The 17,105-nt window shown below is 70.6% G+C and carries 13 protein-coding genes; 7 read left to right on the plus strand and 6 right to left on the minus strand.

Features of this window, described 5'->3' with window-relative positions; genetic code table 11:
• Nucleotides 1-139 precede the first annotated feature (139 nt).
• Both AB0L71_RS29415 and AB0L71_RS29420 read right to left on the minus strand, forming a co-directional pair.
• Complete coding sequence (locus AB0L71_RS29415; protein WP_365248581.1) at nt 140-883, minus strand: RDD family protein; 744 nt, start codon at nt 881-883, stop codon at nt 140-142.
• A 136-nt stretch (nt 884-1,019) separates the two neighbouring features.
• A complete protein-coding gene (locus AB0L71_RS29420; RefSeq protein ID WP_365248583.1) occupies nt 1,020-2,567 on the minus strand; it encodes an RDD family protein in 1,548 nt (515 codons plus the stop codon).
• A 223-nt stretch (nt 2,568-2,790) separates the two neighbouring features.
• Here AB0L71_RS29420 and AB0L71_RS29425 point away from each other — a divergent pair, with 223 nt between their 5' ends.
• The gene (locus AB0L71_RS29425) at nt 2,791-3,264 is read left to right on the plus strand and encodes an SsgA family sporulation/cell division regulator (RefSeq protein WP_365248585.1); all 474 of its coding nucleotides are present in this window, start codon (nt 2,791-2,793) and stop codon (nt 3,262-3,264) included.
• 122 nt (nt 3,265-3,386) lie between these two features.
• Here AB0L71_RS29425 and AB0L71_RS29430 read toward each other — a convergent pair whose 3' ends face one another.
• Nucleotides 3,387-4,769 carry an FAD-linked oxidase C-terminal domain-containing protein gene (locus tag AB0L71_RS29430; protein WP_365248587.1) on the minus strand — a complete coding sequence of 461 codons (1,383 nt, stop codon included), beginning with the start codon at nt 4,767-4,769 and terminating at the stop codon, nt 3,387-3,389.
• A 97-nt stretch (nt 4,770-4,866) separates the two neighbouring features.
• On the opposite strand from AB0L71_RS29430, the gene AB0L71_RS29435 reads away from it, so the two are divergent.
• A complete protein-coding gene (locus AB0L71_RS29435; RefSeq protein WP_365248589.1) occupies nt 4,867-6,360 on the plus strand; it encodes a tetratricopeptide repeat protein in 1,494 nt (497 codons plus the stop codon).
• Between the two features lie 213 nt (nt 6,361-6,573).
• Here AB0L71_RS29435 and AB0L71_RS29440 read toward each other — a convergent pair whose 3' ends face one another.
• The 3 genes from AB0L71_RS29440 to hppD form a co-directional block, all read right to left on the minus strand.
• Entirely contained in the window at nt 6,574-8,781 is a 2,208-nt protein-coding gene (locus AB0L71_RS29440) for a serine/threonine-protein kinase (RefSeq protein ID WP_365248591.1), read from the minus strand.
• Nucleotides 8,778-11,237 carry a protein kinase gene (locus AB0L71_RS29445; RefSeq protein WP_365248593.1) on the minus strand — a complete coding sequence of 820 codons (2,460 nt, stop codon included), beginning with the start codon at nt 11,235-11,237 and terminating at the stop codon, nt 8,778-8,780. The genes AB0L71_RS29440 and AB0L71_RS29445 overlap by 4 nt, the downstream gene beginning before the upstream one ends.
• A gap of 227 nt (nt 11,238-11,464) precedes the next feature.
• Nucleotides 11,465-12,610, minus strand: coding sequence for a 4-hydroxyphenylpyruvate dioxygenase (hppD, locus tag AB0L71_RS29450; protein WP_365248720.1), 1,146 nt, complete (start codon nt 12,608-12,610; stop codon nt 11,465-11,467).
• A gap of 141 nt (nt 12,611-12,751) precedes the next feature.
• Between hppD and AB0L71_RS29455 the strand changes: the two genes are divergently transcribed.
• The 5 genes from AB0L71_RS29455 to AB0L71_RS29475 all read left to right on the plus strand — a co-directional run bounded on the left by AB0L71_RS29455 (nt 12,752) and on the right by AB0L71_RS29475 (nt 17,031).
• Nucleotides 12,752-13,225 carry an Lrp/AsnC family transcriptional regulator gene (locus AB0L71_RS29455; RefSeq protein ID WP_365248595.1) on the plus strand — a complete coding sequence of 158 codons (474 nt, stop codon included), beginning with the start codon at nt 12,752-12,754 and terminating at the stop codon, nt 13,223-13,225.
• A gap of 15 nt (nt 13,226-13,240) precedes the next feature.
• Nucleotides 13,241-13,888: an ABC transporter permease gene (locus AB0L71_RS29460; RefSeq protein WP_365248597.1), complete on the plus strand. Its 648-nt coding sequence runs from the start codon at nt 13,241-13,243 to the stop codon at nt 13,886-13,888.
• A gap of 73 nt (nt 13,889-13,961) precedes the next feature.
• Nucleotides 13,962-15,161 carry a betaine/proline/choline family ABC transporter ATP-binding protein gene (locus tag AB0L71_RS29465; RefSeq protein WP_365248723.1) on the plus strand — a complete coding sequence of 400 codons (1,200 nt, stop codon included), beginning with the start codon at nt 13,962-13,964 and terminating at the stop codon, nt 15,159-15,161.
• Nucleotides 15,158-16,033, plus strand: coding sequence for an ABC transporter permease (locus tag AB0L71_RS29470; RefSeq protein ID WP_365248599.1), 876 nt, complete (start codon nt 15,158-15,160; stop codon nt 16,031-16,033). The genes AB0L71_RS29465 and AB0L71_RS29470 overlap by 4 nt, the downstream gene beginning before the upstream one ends.
• Before the next feature lie 35 nt (nt 16,034-16,068).
• Nucleotides 16,069-17,031: a glycine betaine ABC transporter substrate-binding protein gene (locus tag AB0L71_RS29475; protein ID WP_365248726.1), complete on the plus strand. Its 963-nt coding sequence runs from the start codon at nt 16,069-16,071 to the stop codon at nt 17,029-17,031.
• Nucleotides 17,032-17,105: the final 74 nt, after the last annotated feature.

Below are 17,105 nucleotides of genomic sequence, written 5' to 3' on the forward strand. Positions count from 1 at the left end.
GATCGTGCCCGAGGCGAGGATCGCGACCGCGCACGGCCAGATGTCCGAACAGGCCCTGGAACAGGTGGTGGTGGACTTCTGGGAGAAGAAGTTCGCGGACCGGGGCCGCACGGCGTGGGAGGGGGAACAGCCCCCTGTGTCAGTTCGTCTGGACGACCACCGTCTTCGCCGCCTTGTCCTGGAGGGCCTGTCGGTACGGCTTGTCCGTGAACATGAGCACGATGTTGATCAGCCACCACAGGCAGGGGCAGCACAGCAGGGCCGGCAGCCACAGCACCACGGCCCGCAGGAACGACGTACCCGTGTCCGGCACCCGGCCGTCGTTGAGCATCGCGACCCGAAGCTTCATCAGTCGCTTGCCGAGCGTCCGGCCGTCCTTGTGCGTGAAGTACGTGTCGTATCCGACGTAGAGCACCAGAGCGATCAGCGACCAGAGCAACTGGTGTCCGCTGTAGGTCTGACTGACGACATTGCTGTCGTTGCCGTTCATCTCGACCGCCCCGCCCCAGGGCAACGAGATCAGATACAGCGGAATCGAGATGATCAGGAAGTCGATCAGCCGGGCCAGGATCCGCTTGCCCGGTTCGCCCAGCGGCGGCATGCCGGCCAGGGGATCCGCGCCCCCGTACGGACCTCCGCCACCGTAGGGGCCGGGCTCGTACGGGGGCGGAGGCGGCGCACTGTCGTAGGGCGAACCCGAGGGCTGCCCCTGCGGTGTTTCCTGCCCCCCGGGCCCCTGCGGCTGCTGAGGCCCCTGCGGCTGCTCAGGCCCCTGAGACCCTTGAGCCCCTTGAGCGCCCTGTGTTCCTCCCGGCTCCTGCGGCCTCTTGAGGAACGGGTCGTCCTCGGGCGGCTGACCGGACGTCGGCTGATCGTTACTCATGGGGGCAGTGCACCCCGGTTCGCGGTAACCCGCAACGGCTGAGGTGCGTTCGGGGGAACGGCCTGTGTCTCCGGGCCCCTCCCCCCGATGAGTCGTCAGCCGGTGGAGTGGGTGCCCTCGAGCCCTCGCACGACGGTCAGTCCGCCACGAAGGTGTGCGCCGCCTTGTCGTGCCAGCACTGGCGCCACGGCCGGTCGAACACGCACCAGAGCACATCGACCACCCCGATCAGGAGGATGCCCAGGACGCCGTGGACCAACCAGCGACGGAGCGCGGCACCGAAGGGCGGGAACTCATGGGATTCGATGTCCCGTACGTGGAGTCCGCAGAGCTTCTTGCCGAGCGTGCGGCCCCATGTGACGGTCGGCAGCGTCTCCAGCAGGACCCCGAGCACGAGGAACGCGCCGAGTACCCCGCCGAGGAGCCCGGCCGTGGTGGAGTCGATCAGCCAGACGGTCACCGTCTCGCCGGACAGCTTCGCCGCACTGATCTTCTCGTCGATGTGGTCCACCGCCCGCGAGACGAGCGGAAAACTGATCGCGCCGACGAGCGCGCCCAGCACCACCGTGTCGACCAGCCGCGCCACCAGCCGCTTGCCGAGTCCGGCGGGCCGGGCCGATGCCTGGGCCTGCGCGAGCTGCTGAAAGGGATCGTTGACCGGAGGCTTCCAGGGCACGACGGGCTGGTCCGGCTGTCCGCCCTGCACGCCGAGCTGTGCGTGCTGTGCGTGGGGCTGCTGCTGCCCCTGGAACGGGAGAGAGGGCTGGGGCTGCGGCTGCTGCTGCTGCGCAAGGACCGCCTGATCGGGCTGCGTGAGCGGGTGGGCCTGCTGTGCCCAGGGCGCGGTACCGCTGCCGGGGGTGGGCGGACCGTTGAACGCGGCAGGGGCCGGGGCGGAAGGCCGGCTGCGGTTGTCCCGGCCCACGGCCCGGATCGTGACCGTGCCCTCGGTGGACGGTCCGGCGGCTTCGCCCCCGCGGCCCGGACGGTCCGCCCGGAGCGCGACGGTGTTCTCGGGAACCTGGCCGCCCCGGTCGCCCGCACCCGGCAGCCCACGGCCCGTCAGGTCCGCGGAGGCGGGCCGACGCGGGTCCACGGGCGCACGGTCGGCAGGTTCGCGGACGGCGGGCACACGGTCCACGAGCGCGCGGTCGGCGGGTTCGCGGACGGACGGCACGCGGTCGGCCGGAACCCGGTCGGCCGGAACTCCGGGCTGGGGCCCGTCCGCGGGCGTGCGCGGATCACCGACAGAACCCGTTCCGGTACCGGCCCCCGGTCCGGGTCCCTGTTCCGACGATTGGTCAGGCCCGCCCGGTCCGTCGGCCTCCCCGGTCCCACCCCAGGAGACCCGTCGGTCGAGGTCGCCGCCGAAGCCGGTCTGACGGGAGGCATCGGCCTGCCAGGCGGTGGCCGGTTCGGGGCGGTCGTCCGCGCTCGGCCGCCCGTCGAGGAAGACCGGACCGGTCTCCTCCACCGGATCCGGCACTGACGGCTGCGGCTGCGATTCGGCCGTCGCCCCGGATGGCGTCGCGGGCATCGCATCGTCCTGCTGAGGGGCGGGCCGACTGGTGCCGGGCACCCACGAGGCGCCGTTCCAGTACCGGACGTATCCGGGGATGGACGGGTCGGGGTAGTACCCCTCGCGGGGGCTTTCGTCACCGGGTGCCGGGGTTGGGGCGCTCATCACCGTGGTCCCGTATCTCTTCGAGGCCTCAATACATCGGATACAACGGGTCCACATCTATCAGACACCCACGTATCCCCGGGCCGCTCCAAGGGTTTGGGCCACTTTCCGGGCACGCAGAAATTTTTTTTTCAGAAGTCGCGTCATAGTCGGCGGCCAGTGCGCTCTCTCCCTGTGCAGGCCGGTCGAGGGACCGGTCCACCGGCACCGAAAGGACGCACTCATGGACACCGTCGTGGAACGCGAGCTGGAGCTCAAGCTGGTCCTGTCCCCCGAGCGCAGCATCCCCGTCCCCGCCCGGCTGAGCTACCTCGTGGACGACCCGTACGCCGTGCACATCACCTTCCACATCGGCTCCGAGCACCCCGTGCACTGGATGTTCGCCCGCGATCTGCTGATCGAGGGTGTGTTCCGGGCGTGCGGGCAGGGGGACGTGCGGATCTGGCCGTCCCGGGCCGAGGGGCAGAGCGTCATCTTCGTGGCGCTGACGTCGCCCGACGGCAACGCCCTTCTGCAGGTGCCGTCCGCCGCGGTGGCCACCTGGGTGGAGCGGACTCTGCGACTGGTCCCGCCGGGGACGGAGGCCGAGCGGCTCGGCATCGACGAAGCCCTCGACGAGCTGCTCACGCCGCTGCCGACCGACGACGTGCTGCTGAGCGACCCGTGGGCGCCGGACGATTCGGACGGTGCCGCGTGAGCGCACGCGGCACCGTCCGGGCGCCGGACCTCACCCGGGCACGGGGCCGCGGACCGAAGCCGCGTCCCGGACCGAGGCCGCGCCCCGCCCTGACCCCACGTCCCGGTCGGATACCCGGGCCGTCAGAACACCTTGCCCGGATTGAGCAGCCCCAGCGGGTCGAAGACCGCCTTGATACCCCGGTGCAGTTCGACGCTCACCTCACCGAGTTCGCGCGCGAGCCACTCCTTCTTCAGGACGCCGACCCCGTGCTCACCGGTGATCGTGCCGCCGAGTTCCAGGCCGAGCGCCATGATCTCGTCGAAGGATTCCCGGGCCCGCCGGGACTCGTCGGCGTCGGTGTGGTCGAAGCAGACGACGGGGTGGGTGTTGCCGTCGCCCGCGTGCGCGCAGACGCCGATGGTGAGGTCGTACTTCTCGGCGATGGCGGCCGTGCCCGCGAGCATCGCGCCGAGCCGCGACCGCGGTACGCAGACGTCGTCGATCATCGTGGCGGACTTGACCGCCTCCAGCGCGGTGAGCGACATCCGCCGGGCCTGGAGCAGCAGGTCGGACTCCGCGGCGTCCGCGGCGGGCACCACCTCGGCGGCACCGGCCTCGGTGCACAGCTCGGCCACGGCGGCGAGGTCGGCCGACGGGTCCGGGGTGTCGAAGGCCGCGAGCAGGAGCGCCTCCGTCGTGTCGGGGAGACCCATCCGGGCCATCCTGTTGACGGCATGGATCGTTGTACGGTCCATCAGTTCGAGGAGTGACGGGGTGTGACCACGCTCCATGATCCGGCAGATCGCCTCGCAGGCGGCGTCCGCGCTCGGGAACTCGGCGGCCAGGACGCGTTGTCGCGGCGGCCGGGGCTTCAGTGCCAGCACGGCCTTGACGACGACGCCGAGACTGCCCTCCGAGCCGACGAAGAGCCGGGTGAGGTCGTAACCGGCGACGCCCTTTGCGGTGCGGCGGCCGGTGGTGAGCAGTCGCCCGTCGGCGAGGACGACGTCCAGTCCGCGTACGTATTCGGCGGTGACCCCGTACTTCACGCAGCACAGACCGCCGGACGCGGTGCCGATGTTGCCGCCGATGGTGCACATCTCCCAGCTGGACGGGTCCGGCGGGTAGCAGAGGCCGTACTCGTCGACCGCGCGGGACAGCACCGCGTTGATGACGCCGGGCTCGACGACGGCGATCCGGTCGACCGGGTCGATCTCCAGGATCCGGTCCATCTTCACCAGGGACAGCACGATGCAGCCGTCCGAGGCGTTGGCCGCGCCCGAGAGACCGGTGCGGGCCCCCTGCGGGACGACCGGGACGCGCAGGGCCGTGGCGGTGCGCATGATGTGCTGGACCTGCTCGGCCGTACGCGGGAGCACGACGACGGCCGGCGTTCCCGCCTCGCAGAAACTCGCCATGTCGTGGGTGTAGGAGGTGGTGATGTCCGGATCGGTGATGAGGGCCTCGGCGGGCAGACCCGCACGCAGTTGTTCCAGAAGACGGTGTTCCAGAAGACCGGTCATGATCCAAGCGTGGCAGCCGGATCCATTGGTGTGAACCCGTCTGCCGCACCCTCCACAAGGCGCGGTGTGCTCTTCATACTGACGCAGAGTGATCGGCATGGATGTCACGCCGCAGCAGCCCCCAGAGCCCCCCGCACCGCCGCAGCCTCCCCTGGATCCCTCGGGCGCCGAACTCGCGCCGCCGGCTCAGGCTCCGCTTCCGCTGGACCTTCCACCCGTCTCGCTGCGTACGACGCTGCGCCGGGCGGCCATGGGGGTGGTGGCCGGTGCGGTGCTGGTGACAGGCGCGGTGGTCGCGGTGCCGGACGACGAGGAGAAGCCCGTGCCGCCGCCCGCGCCGGGACCCGTCTCACGGGCCCTGGAGGCGAGGGCCCTGGGTTCACCCGCGTCGCTCTCCGATCTGACGGCGCTGATCGGGGACCGGCAGGAGTGGGTGGGTACGCATCCGTCCGACGCGCGCTCGTGGGCGTTACTCGGTTCGGCCTTCGTCGAGTGGGGACAGCGTTCCGCGGACGCGTCGTACTACGGCCGGGCCGAACAGGCGTTGAAACGCTCGCTGGAGGTCGAACCGGGCGAGCGCGGGAACACGGCGGCCTGGGTGGGACTCGCGGTACTCGCCAATGCCCGGCACGACTTCGGCACGGCGAAGAAGTGGGGCGAGCGGGTACGGGCGCGGCAGCCCGGGCAGTGGGACGTGTATCCGGCGCTGATCGACGCGTACGACGGCCTCGGTGACCGCCGGTCGGCGAACGCGGCGGTGGAGAGGCTCGCCGCGCTGCACTCCGGCGCCCCGGCGCTCGTCCGGTCGGCGCTGCGGTACCGGGACGGCGGTCGGCAGCAGGAGGCACTGGCCGATGCGCACAAAGCGCTGGACCGGGCGACCACCCCGACGCAAGCGACGGAGTGCCGGTACCTGCTGGGCGAGCTGGCGTGGGACCGGGGCGAGCCCGAAGAGGCGGTGACCCAGTACGACCTGGCGCTGCGGGACGACCCCGCGCACCATCCGTCGCTCGCGGGCCGGGCCAGGGCGCTGGTCGCGCTCGGCCGCACGGACGAGGCGCAGCGCGACTACAAGGCGGCGCTGGCCGGTCTTCCGCGCCCGGTGTACATGCTGGAGCTGGGCGAGTGGTACGAGTCGCTGGGCCGGGAGGCGGACGCGCGGAGCCAGTACGCGCAGTTCCGCGAGGCGCTGGGGCGTGAGGCCGCCCAGGGTGTGGACGACGCGGCGTTGCGCGGCCGCTTCGAGGCCGATCACGGCGACCCGGCCACCGCGGTGGAGCTGCTGAAGGTCGAGTGGTCCCGGTCGCACCGCAGCGCGGCGGTGGCGGACGCGCTGGGCTGGGCACTGCACCGCGCGGGCGACTCGGCCTCCGCGGTGGCCTATGCGAAGCAGGCGGTCTCGGTGGATGGGCACAACGCCTGGTACACGGCTCACCTGGGCGCGATCCAGCAGGCGTTGGCGGACTACGGTCCGGCGCGCCGGAACCTGCAGGAGGCCCTGCGCGTCAATCCGCACTTCTCGCCGCTGGAGGGCCCGGCAGCGCAGCGGGCCCTCCGGGCGTTGGGCGGCCCGGCGGAGGACGACGGGTAGGGCTGTCCCGTCATCCCCGGTGGATGAGCGCGCGGCGTCAGATGCGGTGCATCGCAAGGCGGAGGGTCGTCCTCATACCGGGTCGTATGCGGACGAGTCCGACAACGCTGCGAGGTGCCGTAGCTGTCGTCGGGCGCCCGCCGGGGATTACGGGACAGCCCTTGGGCGCGCCGGGCCCGGCCGGATCCTCCGTAGCGGACTGGACCATGCGGGTCAGCCCGCCGTGAACCCCATGACTTCGCTCTCGCTCGCCACCCACAGCCGGCTTCCCGACGTCACCGCACTGAACGGCTGCGCCACCGTGTCCACCGTGTAGGGGAGCTTCCAGACCCGCTTGCCGCCGTCGAGTGCGTAACCGTGCACGCCCGAGGCGGAGCCGCCGTTGAGTCCGAGGAGGACCAGTCCCGCGAAGGTGCCCAGGACGGCGTACAGGCCCTTGCCCAGGTCGGGGGTGTGCCAGTGGCGGGTGCCGGAGACGAGGTCGTAGGAGGTGAGTGGGCCGTGGGCCGCGGTGGTGTCGATGCCGACCGAGGGCTCGGGGACGGTGAAGAGGGTCGCGCCCAGGGGCGTGAGTTGCTGCCGGGCCTCGGGGCTCTGTTTCCATCGGGTGCTGCCGTCGGAGGTGTCGAGGGCGGCGAAGGCGCCGCTCGCGAGGCTGCGTGGGAAGAGCGCGGTGCGTCCGTCGGGGCTGAGTTGTGCGGTCGCGGTGAGCGAGACGTTCTGGATGGCCTCGCCCGGGTCCAGGCCGGTGGGGGCCGTCCACAGCGCCCGGCCGTCGGACAGGCGCAGGCCGACCAGCCGGGCCGTGTCCGCGCGCAGGGTGAGCGCCAGTCGGGTGCCGGGGTTCGGGCCGAGGCCGTAGACGGCGGGGGCGTAGGTCCACGCCTGGTCACCGGTGCGGGCGTCCAGCGCACGAATCGTACGGGTGTTGTCCGTGCCCCCCGCCTCCCGTGCCACGCACAGCAGGATGTCGCCCCGTGGATGGACGACGGTGCGCACTGCCGCGTCCTGCCAGCGGACCGTGCCCGAGGAGTCCAGGGCGTACAGCCGGCCGGTCTGCTCGGAGGTGACGTACACCCAGCCACGCGAGCCGGGGTAGGCGGTCAGATCGCCGGCGTCGGGCTGGGGGTCATCGGGTGGGGCGAAGTGCCAGCGTTCCTTGCCGGTCGTCAACTCGCGTGCGTGCAGTGCCCCGTCGATCTCGATGACGTACAGGGTGTCACCGGATGTCGCGGTGCCCGCGTCACCGTACGGCGCGCTCTGCCAGACCGTCCTGCCGGAGTCCGGGTCGAGCAGGGCCGCCCCCGCGCCGTTCTTGCCGGTGGCGAGCAGCCGTCCCCCGGCCACCTTCCGCACCTGGGTGAATCCGTCGGGGAGCGCCCTGCTCCACAGGTGGCGGGGTGCCGGAGGTGTGGCGTCCGGGCCCTGGCGCACCAGGTACCAGCCGCCGCCGGCCAGGGCCGCCGCCAGCGTGCCGCCCGCCGCGGCGAGAACCCGGCGCCGCCCCCACGGGGCGGTCACGCCGTGGGCGGCCAGGTCCGTTCGCACGTTCTCCTCGCGGCGGCGCACCTCCCGTTCCACGTCCTGCGGTAGCCAGCCCGCACCGGGCAGGTGCGGGGCCCCGAACAGCCTGTCCAGGTCCGCCACCTGGGGCCGCTGCCGCGGGTCCTTCGCGAGACAGGCGGCGAGCGCGGGGCGCAGTCCCGCGGGAACGGCGGACAGGTCGGGTTCCTCGTGGACGGTTCGGTACAGGAGGATGTGCAGCCCGCTCGCTCCGAAGGCTCCCCGGCCGCAGGCGGCGAAGACCAGGGTGGCGCCGAGCGCGAAGATGTCGCCCGCCGCCGTGGCACCACGACCGGCGATCTGCTCGGGCGGCACATAACCCGCGGTGCCCAGGACCTGACCGGTCTGGGTGAGCCGCTCGCCGTCCACCGCGCGAGCGATCCCGAAGTCGATCACCCGTGGGCCGTCCTCGGTGAGCAGGATGTTCGACGGCTTCAGGTCGCGGTGCACCAGCCCGGCCGCGTGGATGGCGGCCAGTGCCTCCGCGAGCCCGGCGGCGAGCCTGCGGACCGTCTCCTCCGGCATCGGCCCATGGGTGCTCACCGCCTCGGTCAGGGACGGTGCGGGCAGATACGCGGTCGCCAGCCAGGGCTGGGGCCCGTCCGGGTCGGCGGCCAGCACCGGCGCGGTGAACGCGCCGCTGACCTTCAGCGCCGCCTCGGCCTCGGCCCTGAACCGCTCGCGGAAGCGCGGATCCTGGACGTAGCTGTCCCGTACGACCTTGACGGCCACCGGCCGTCCGGCCCGGGTCGTCGCGAGGTACACCTTTCCCATGCCGCCCGAGCCGAGCAGCCGCACCACGCTGAACGGGCCCACCGTCGAGGGGAGTCCGGTATCGCCCTCGGGCGGTGCGGTCACGTTCCCGCCGCCGCCCGGTAGACCCGGACCCGCTCGCCGCCGGCGAGGAACACCAGGTCGTCCTGGACCGCGACGGCCCAGATGTCGGTCCCCCTGGCCGCCGGGCTGCCGATTCCGGAGGAGGCTGACGGGGAGGGGGCCGCGGAGGCGGCGGCGGAGGCGGAGGCGGAGCCGGCCTTCTCCCGCAGCGCCCACAGCTGTGTGCCGTCCGAGGTGCGCAGGACCAGCGCCCCGGCCGGGCCGTCCGTGCTCGCGCCGCGCGTCGCGGTGTACGAGAGGGGCGTGAACAGCACCGCGGTGACGTCCTTGGAGGCGGCCAGCGTGGGACCGGACCCCATCCCCGGTGACAGCGTCACCGGACTGGTGATGCTCCAGCGCACTTTCCCGGTACGGAGTTCGACGGCGTGGACCTGGGTGAGGTCGTTGGTGAGCACCAGGTCCCCGACGACGGACGGCTTCGTGGCCGCGGTCATCGGAACGGACCAGCGCCGGGTCCCGGTCTTCGCGTCGTACGCCGCGAGCCCGCCCTTGACGTTCACCGTGAGAAGCAGGTCACCGGCGGCGGCGAGCGAGGAGGTGAGTTGTCCGCCCGCGGACTGCATGTACGCCGGCAGGTTGCTGTCCGGGTCGGCGGGCACCTTCATGGACCAACGGGACTTCCCGCTCGCCGCGTTCAGCGCGTGGATGGTCAGGCCGGCGTCCGTGTCCTCGGTGTAGTAGAAGCCGTAGCCGTCGGCGGCGTAGCGAATGCCGTACAGCGAGGAGGAGGTGACGGGCCGCCGCCAGAGGATGCGTCCGCTTTTCACGTCCACGGCGATGACGTACTGCGCGGAGCTGTAGCCCGGGGTTGCGCTCGGCGAGGCCGGGTTGAAGCCGCCCGACAGGGTCCGGGACAGGCAGTAGGCGCTGCTCCCGTGCGTCGCGAGCAGGGAGACCAGGGATTCCGAGGCCCCCAGGGCGGCCTTCGATTTCACCCGCGCGGTGGCCGGGTCGACGATCGAGAGGAAGTACCGTCCGGCGGAGCCGAGGGCGGTACTCATGCTCGAGACCAGGATGCCGCCCTCGACCGGGCCGAGGACCCATCCGCCAACCCCGATGGGATCCTTCCCCGGGGCGGACCCGCCCTGTGACGGGAGCGAGCCATGCTGCCAGCGGACCGTGCCGTCGGCGGTGGCGAGTGCGGCGGCGGCGTAACCGCCTTCGTGCAACAGCAGGGTCTGCCCGTAGCTGTACAGCAGGGGCATGGTGATCGTGAGCGGCGGCGCTTTTGACCACAGCGGCCTCGGCGGGTCGGTCAGCTTGACGGTGCGGACGTCGCTGCCCAGCGGCTTCCCGTCCCCCTTGGCCTTCGGGGTGCCGTCGGAGCCGCCCGTGAGGTACGCCGCCAGTCCCGAGCCCGCCGCCACGACGCCCAACGCGGCGAGCGAACCGATGAGCAGCTTGCGGCGGCCCGGGTTCGCGACGACCGTGTCGCCGGGCGGCCTCGCGGGCGGCGGCGGTGCCACCGCGAGTAACTCGGCCTCCTGGGACCTGCGCGCCCACTCCGCGCGCAGTGCCGGAACGTGCAGGTGGGCCGGGTCGGCCGGCGCGAGCCCGGCCAGGATCTCGGCCAGTCCCGGCCGCCGCGAAGGCGACTTGTCCAGGCAGCGCGTCAGCAGCCCGTGCAGGGCGCCCGGGACCCCGTGCAGATCGGGCTCGGCGGTCATGATCCGGTGCAGTGAGCTCTCGCCACCCGGTCCGAACGGCCCCTCCCCGCAGGCCGCGTAGACCAGCACACCGGCGAGCGCGAAGACGTCCGCCGCCGGCCCCGTGTCATGGGAGGAGACGATCTGCTCGGGCGCCATGAAGGCGGGGGAACCGATCGCGGTTCCGGTGCCGGTCACCCGGGTCTCGCCCGACTCCAGTGCCCGGCTGATCCCGAAGTCGATCACCAGGGGGCCGTCCGGGGCGAGCAGCACGTTGCCCGGTTTGACGTCGCGGTGCACCACGCCCGCGGCATGGATGACCTGGAGCGCCTCCGCGAGCGCGGTGCCCAGTGCCCGCAGCGCCGGCTCCTGGAAGCTCCCGCACAGCCGGACGGCCTGGTCGAGGGTGGGAGCGGGCATGTACGAGGTCGCGATCCAGGGCCGCGGCCCTTCGGTGTCGGCGTCCACCACCGGAACCGTGTACACCCCGCTCACCCGCCGGGCCGCGGCCACCTCCCGCCGGAACCGGCTGCGGAAGGCCGGATCGTCCGCGTACTCCTCGCGCACCTGCTTGACCGCGACCAGTCGGCCCGATGTCGTCCGGCACAGCGACACCACCCCCATGCCGCCACCACCGAGCTCCCGCATCACCACGTACGGGCCGATGGTGGCCGGCAGGACAGCTGTCGGGTCTGTCCCGCCCGACAGCGGGACGGTCGCGTCCTCCGCACCCGGCACCCCCGCACCGCCACCTGGCTGCTGCGCTGTCATCCTCGACTCCCCCGTGGATCTCATGGCCGCACTACGGACCCGGACGCCCAGCCTTCCGCACCCGGTTCCGGACGCAACGGTCTCCCCCGGACCGGCCGAAATCCTTTACAAGCCGCACCCAGGGGGTTCGACGAGGGCCCCGTTCCCACGCGTGACAGCGGGACCCCGGGCTGCTGCCGGGGTCCCGCTGTCACGTGTGGCCGGGCGGGCGAGCGCCCGCTGGGTTCTCAGAGGTTGCCGCGCTTGGCCTGCTCGCGCTCGATCGCCTCGAACAGGGCCTTGAAGTTGCCCTTGCCGAAGCCCATGGAGCCATGGCGCTCGATCATCTCGAAGAAGACCGTGGGACGGTCCTGGACCGGCTTGGTGAAGATCTGCAGGAGGTAGCCGTCCTCGTCGCGGTCGACGAGGATCTTCAGCTCGCGCAGGGTCTCCACGGGTACGCGGGTCTCGCCCGCCCACTCGCCGAGGGTGTCGTAGTACGAGTCGGGGGTGTCCAGGAACTGGACGCCGGCCGCCCGCATCGCGCGCACCGAGGCGACGATGTCGTTCGTCGCGAGGGCGATGTGCTGGACGCCCGCGCCGCCGTAGAACTCCAGGTACTCGTCGATCTGGGACTTCTTCTTGGCGACGGCCGGCTCGTTGATCGGGAACTTGACCTTGAGCGTGCCGTCGGCGACGACCTTCGACATGAGGGCGGAGTACTCGGTGGCGATGTCGTCGCCCACGAACTCCTTCATGTTGGTGAAGCCCATGACCTTGTTGTAAAAGGCGACCCATTCGTCCATCCGGCCCAGTTCCACGTTGCCGACGCAGTGGTCGACGGCCTGGAAGAACCGCTTGGCGGGCGGCTCGACGATCGGGGAGGCGGCCACGAAGCCGGGCAGGTACGGGCCGTCGTAACCGGTGCGCTCCACCAGGGTGTGGCGGGTCTTGCCGTAGGTGGCGATGGCGGCCAGGACGACCGTGCCGTGTTCGTCCTTGACCTCGTGCGGCTCGGTGAGGCCGAGGGCGCCGTGCTCGACCGCGTACGCATAGGCCGCTCGGGCGTCCGGGACCTCGATGGCCAGGTCGACGACACCGTCGCCGTGCTCGGCGACATGGTCGGCGAGGAAGCGTCCGTGGTCGGTGGACGCCTTGATGACGGAGGTGAAGACGAAACGGGCGGAGCCGTTGGTCAGGACGTAACTCGCCGTTTCACGGCTGCCGTTCTCCGGTCCGGAGTAGGCGACCAGCTTCATGCCGAAGGCCGTCGAGTAGTAGTGCGCGGCCTGCTTGGCATTGCCGACGGCGAAGACGACCGCGTCCATTCCCTTGACCGGGAAGGGGTCGGCCTGCCGGGCTGTGTCGGGGGTGGTGTGCAGAGTCTCCAGGATCTCAGTCATGCTCGAAGACTCTCGCCGCTCCGCAAGGTGCGCAATAGTTTGTTGTTTCGCTGGGCAATCTGCCCAGTCGACGGCCATGATGACCGGGCTATCTGTACATGATGACCATCACAGTGATCCACGGAGGCACTCATGGCGATCGACCGTCTGGACGGGCGGCTCATCGTGCTGCTGGCCCAGGAACCGCGTATCGGTGTCCTGGAGGCGTCACGCCGGCTCGGTGTGGCACGCGGAACGGTGCAAGCGCGACTGGACCGGCTTCAGTCGAATGGAGTCATTCGCGACTTCGGCCCCACCGTCGATCCGGCGGCCCTCGGCTACCCCGTCACCGCGTTCGCGACGCTGGAGATCAAACAGGGTCAAGGCGCCGACGTACGGGCCCACTTGGCCGGTGTCCCGGAGGTGCTGGAGCTGCACACCACCACCGGCCACGGTGACATGCTCTGCCGCCTCGTCGCACGTTCCAATGCTGACCTCCAACGGGTGATCGACCGAGTTGTCGGGTTTGATGGCATTGTCCGGGCCTCCACGGCGATCGTCATGGAGAACCCGGTTCCGCTGCGCGTCATCCCGCTCGTCGAGCAGGCCGCGGGGGACAACGACTGAGCCGAGGAGTGACGTGTGAGCTTCTGGGAGTACCTGGACAACCGGCACCAACAGCTGCTCACCGACGCGTACCAGCACGTCAGTGCCGTGTTCCAGTGCATGGTCATCGCCACTGTGCTGGGCGTTCTCATCGGGGTCGTCACCTATCGCAGCGGATGGGCGGGATCGCTGGCCATCACATCGACGGCGACGATCCTCACCATCCCTTCGCTCGCCGCGATCGGTCTCCTCATCCCGTTGGTCGGTCTGGGGGTGGCACCCACGGTGATCACCCTGACGCTGTACGGGCTGCTGCCCGTGGTCCGCAACTCCATCGTGGGGCTGCGCGGCGTCGATCCGGCGCTGGTCGACGCGGCCAAGGGCATCGGGATGTCGCGGCTGGCCCGGCTGTTCCGGGTGGAACTGCCGCTCGCCTGGCCACCGATCCTCACCGGCATCAGGGTGTCCACCCAGATGCTGATGGGCATCGCCGCCATCGCCGCGTACGCCTCGGGCCCCGGCCTGGGCAACGAGATCTTCCGCGGCATCGCCTCGCTGGGCAGCGCCAACGCAATCAATCAGGTACTCGCCGGCACGCTCGGCATCGTCATTCTCGCCCTGTTGTTCGACGCCGCGTACGTCCTGCTCGGGCGGCTCACCATTCCGAGGGGGATCCGTGTCTGAGACCGCCGACTCCAAGGCAGCCGACTCCGCCGCCGACCACGGCGCTGCGACGAGAACGGCTTCCGGGGCCACCATTCACCTGGACGAACTGACCAAGCACTATCCGGGCAGTGCGAGCCCCGCGGTGGACAGCGTCACGATGGACATCAAGGCCGGTGAGACGGTGATCTTCGTCGGTCCGTCCGGCTGTGGGAAGTCCACCACCCTGAAGATGATCAACCGGCTGATCGAGCCGTCGTCCGGCCGGATCCTGATCGACGACGAGGACGTCACCAACATCGACCCGGTGAAGCTGCGCCGCAAGATCGGTTACGCGATCCAGTCGTCCGGGCTCTTCCCGCACATGACGGTCGCCGAGAACATCGCCCTCGTGCCGAAGATGGTCGGCTGGTCGAAGTCGAGGGTGAAGGACCGGGTCGAGGAGATGCTCGACCTCGTCGGTCTGGACCCCCGGGAGTTCCACGGCCGCTACCCGCGTGCGCTCTCCGGTGGTCAGCAGCAGCGCGTGGGCGTGGCGCGGGCCCTGGCGGCCGATCCGCCGGTGCTCCTGATGGACGAGCCGTTCGGCGCGGTCGACCCGATCACCCGCGACCACCTCCAGGACGAGCTGATCCGGCTCCAGCACGAGCTGCACAAAACGATCGTCTTCGTCACCCACGACTTCGACGAGGCGATCAAACTGGGTGACCGAATAGCCGTGCTGCGGGAGCGTTCGCACATCGCGCAGTTCGACACCCCCGAGGCGATCCTCACCAACCCGACGGACGACTTCGTCTCGGGTTTCGTCGGCGCCGGGGCCGCACTGAAACGCCTCAACCTCACCCGGGTCCGGGATGTGGAGGTGGCGCAGTTCCCGACGGTGACGGTCGACGACCCGCTCCAGTCGATCTTCAACATGCTGCGCAGCGGCCCGCACAACGAGCTGCTGATGCTGGACCGCCGCAGACGCCCCTACAAGTGGCTGCGGCGCGGCGACCTGATGCGGGCCCGGGGTTCGCTGGCGCGTGCCGGGCAGCTGGTCCAGGACACGGTGACCCGGGACGCGACGCTGCACGACGCCCTGGAGGCGGTGCTGACCGACAGCGGCGGACGGGCCGCGGTGACCGGGCGGCGCGGCGAGTTCGTCGGCGTCGTCAACATGCACACGCTGATGAACTCCGTCCATGAACTGCTGGAGGCGGACCGGCTCGCCGCCATCGAGCACCAGCACGACCTGGAGGAGATGCGCGCCCACCAGACCGAGCAGGAGCTGGAGGGCGGTGCGGGCTCATGAACCCCGACTCCCGACGGACCCGCTCCCCGCTCCCGGCGCCCGGGTCCGAGAACGACCTGCCGCTCGGCGAGCACGACGTCACCGGCCATGCCTTCTTCGACGAGGAGGAGGAACCCGCACCGCCTCCGGCCGGACCGCGGCGCCGGATCACCTGGCGCAAGCTGGTGATCCTGCCGGCCGTGCTGGTGGCCGTCCTGGTGGTCACCTATCTGTGGATCACCCACGTCCACCTCGACTCGATCGCCAGGAACGCGCTCGCCGGCGGCAATGTGCAGCTGCGCTGGTGGCAGCATGTGCGGCTGACCGCGATCTCGACGTTCTGGGTGCTGATCATCGCCATTCCGCTGGGCATCGCACTGACCCGGCGCGGGCTGCGCAAGGGGGCCCCGGTGGTCACCGCGATCGCCAACATCGGGCAGGCGACCCCGGCGATCGGCCTGCTGGCCCTGCTGGTCATCTGGCTGGGCATCGGGCCGTCGACCGCGATCACCGGCATGGTGATCTATGCGGTGCTGCCGGTCTTCTCCAACACGGTGGCCGGTCTCAAGGCGATCGAACCGAGCCTGGTCGAGGCCTCGCGCGGCATCGGCATGTCGGCGATGGGGACGCTCACCAAGGTCGAACTGCCGCTCGCCGTACCGCTGATCCTGGCCGGTGTGCGGACGGCGCTGGTACTCAACGTCGGTACGGCGACCCTGGCCACCTTCGTCGGTGGCGGCGGTCTCGGGGACCTGATCACCTCGGGCATCCAGACCCAGCGGATGCCGGTGCTGGTTCTCGGCTCCGTGCTGACGGTGGTGCTGGCCCTGCTGGTGGACTGGCTGGCCTCACTGGTCGAGCTGGCGTTGACGCCGCGCGGACTGGAGGCGTGATGCGGACGAACCCGCGGAAGGTGCGTACCGCGCTCATGGGGGCGGTGTCCATGACGACGGTGCTGGCGCTGACGCTCTCCGGGTGCGGCCTGAAGAGCGGCTCGCCGATGGCGGACAACGTGCAGCCGGGCTCCGTCGGCCGGGGGAAGCCGCTGGACGGTGCCTCGCTGACGGTCGCCTCGAAGAACTTCAGCGAGAACATCATCCTCGGCCAGATGATCGGCCTGATCTTCAAGGCGGCGGGCGCGGAGGTCCTGGACCGGACGAACCTGCCCGGTTCGATCAGTGCGCGCGAGGCGATCGTCAAGGGCGACGCGGACGCGATGTACGAGTACACGGGCACCGGCTGGATCACCTATCTCGGCCGTACGAAGCCGATCGCCGACCCGATGGAGCAGTGGAAGGCGGTCCGCGACGCGGACCGGAAGAACGGGGTGACCTGGCTGATGCAGTCCACCCTCAACAACACCTACGCGCTCGCCGTCAGCAGGAAGAACAACGCGAAGTACCACCTGAAGACGCTCTCCGACGTCGCGGCACTGGCGAAGAAGAACCCGTCGGCGGTGACGGTCTGTGTGGAGAACGAGTTCGCCTCCCGCGACGACGGGCTGCCGGGCATGGAGAAGACGTACGGGATGCGTCTCCCGGCCGCCAACATCAAGAAGATGGATGCCGGGATCATCTACACCCAGGTCTCGAAGTCCGACTCGTGTCTGCTGGGCGAGGTGTACACCACGGACGGCCGGATCAAGGCCATGGATCTCGAAGTCCTAGAGGACGACAAGCACTTCTTCCCCAACTACAACGCGGCGCCCGTCATCCACACCAAGACCTTCGAGAAGTACCCGGTGATCGCGGAACTCCTCGACCCGCTCAGCAAGAGGCTGACGACGCAGGTCGCCCAGGATCTCAACGCGAAGGTGGATGTCGACGGGCAGGACCCGCACGACGTGGCGAAGAAGTGGCTGATCCAGGAGGGGTTCATCAAGGAGGGCTGAGGGGGCGGCGGCCCATCTTCCCCGACTTACAAAGAAGTTGATGCAAAAAAGGTGTTGCAAAGCAATCTTTGCAT

This window comes from Streptomyces sp. NPDC052052 (genome assembly GCF_040680455.1).
In the GTDB taxonomy this organism is placed as follows: Bacteria; Actinomycetota; Actinomycetes; order Streptomycetales; family Streptomycetaceae; genus Streptomyces.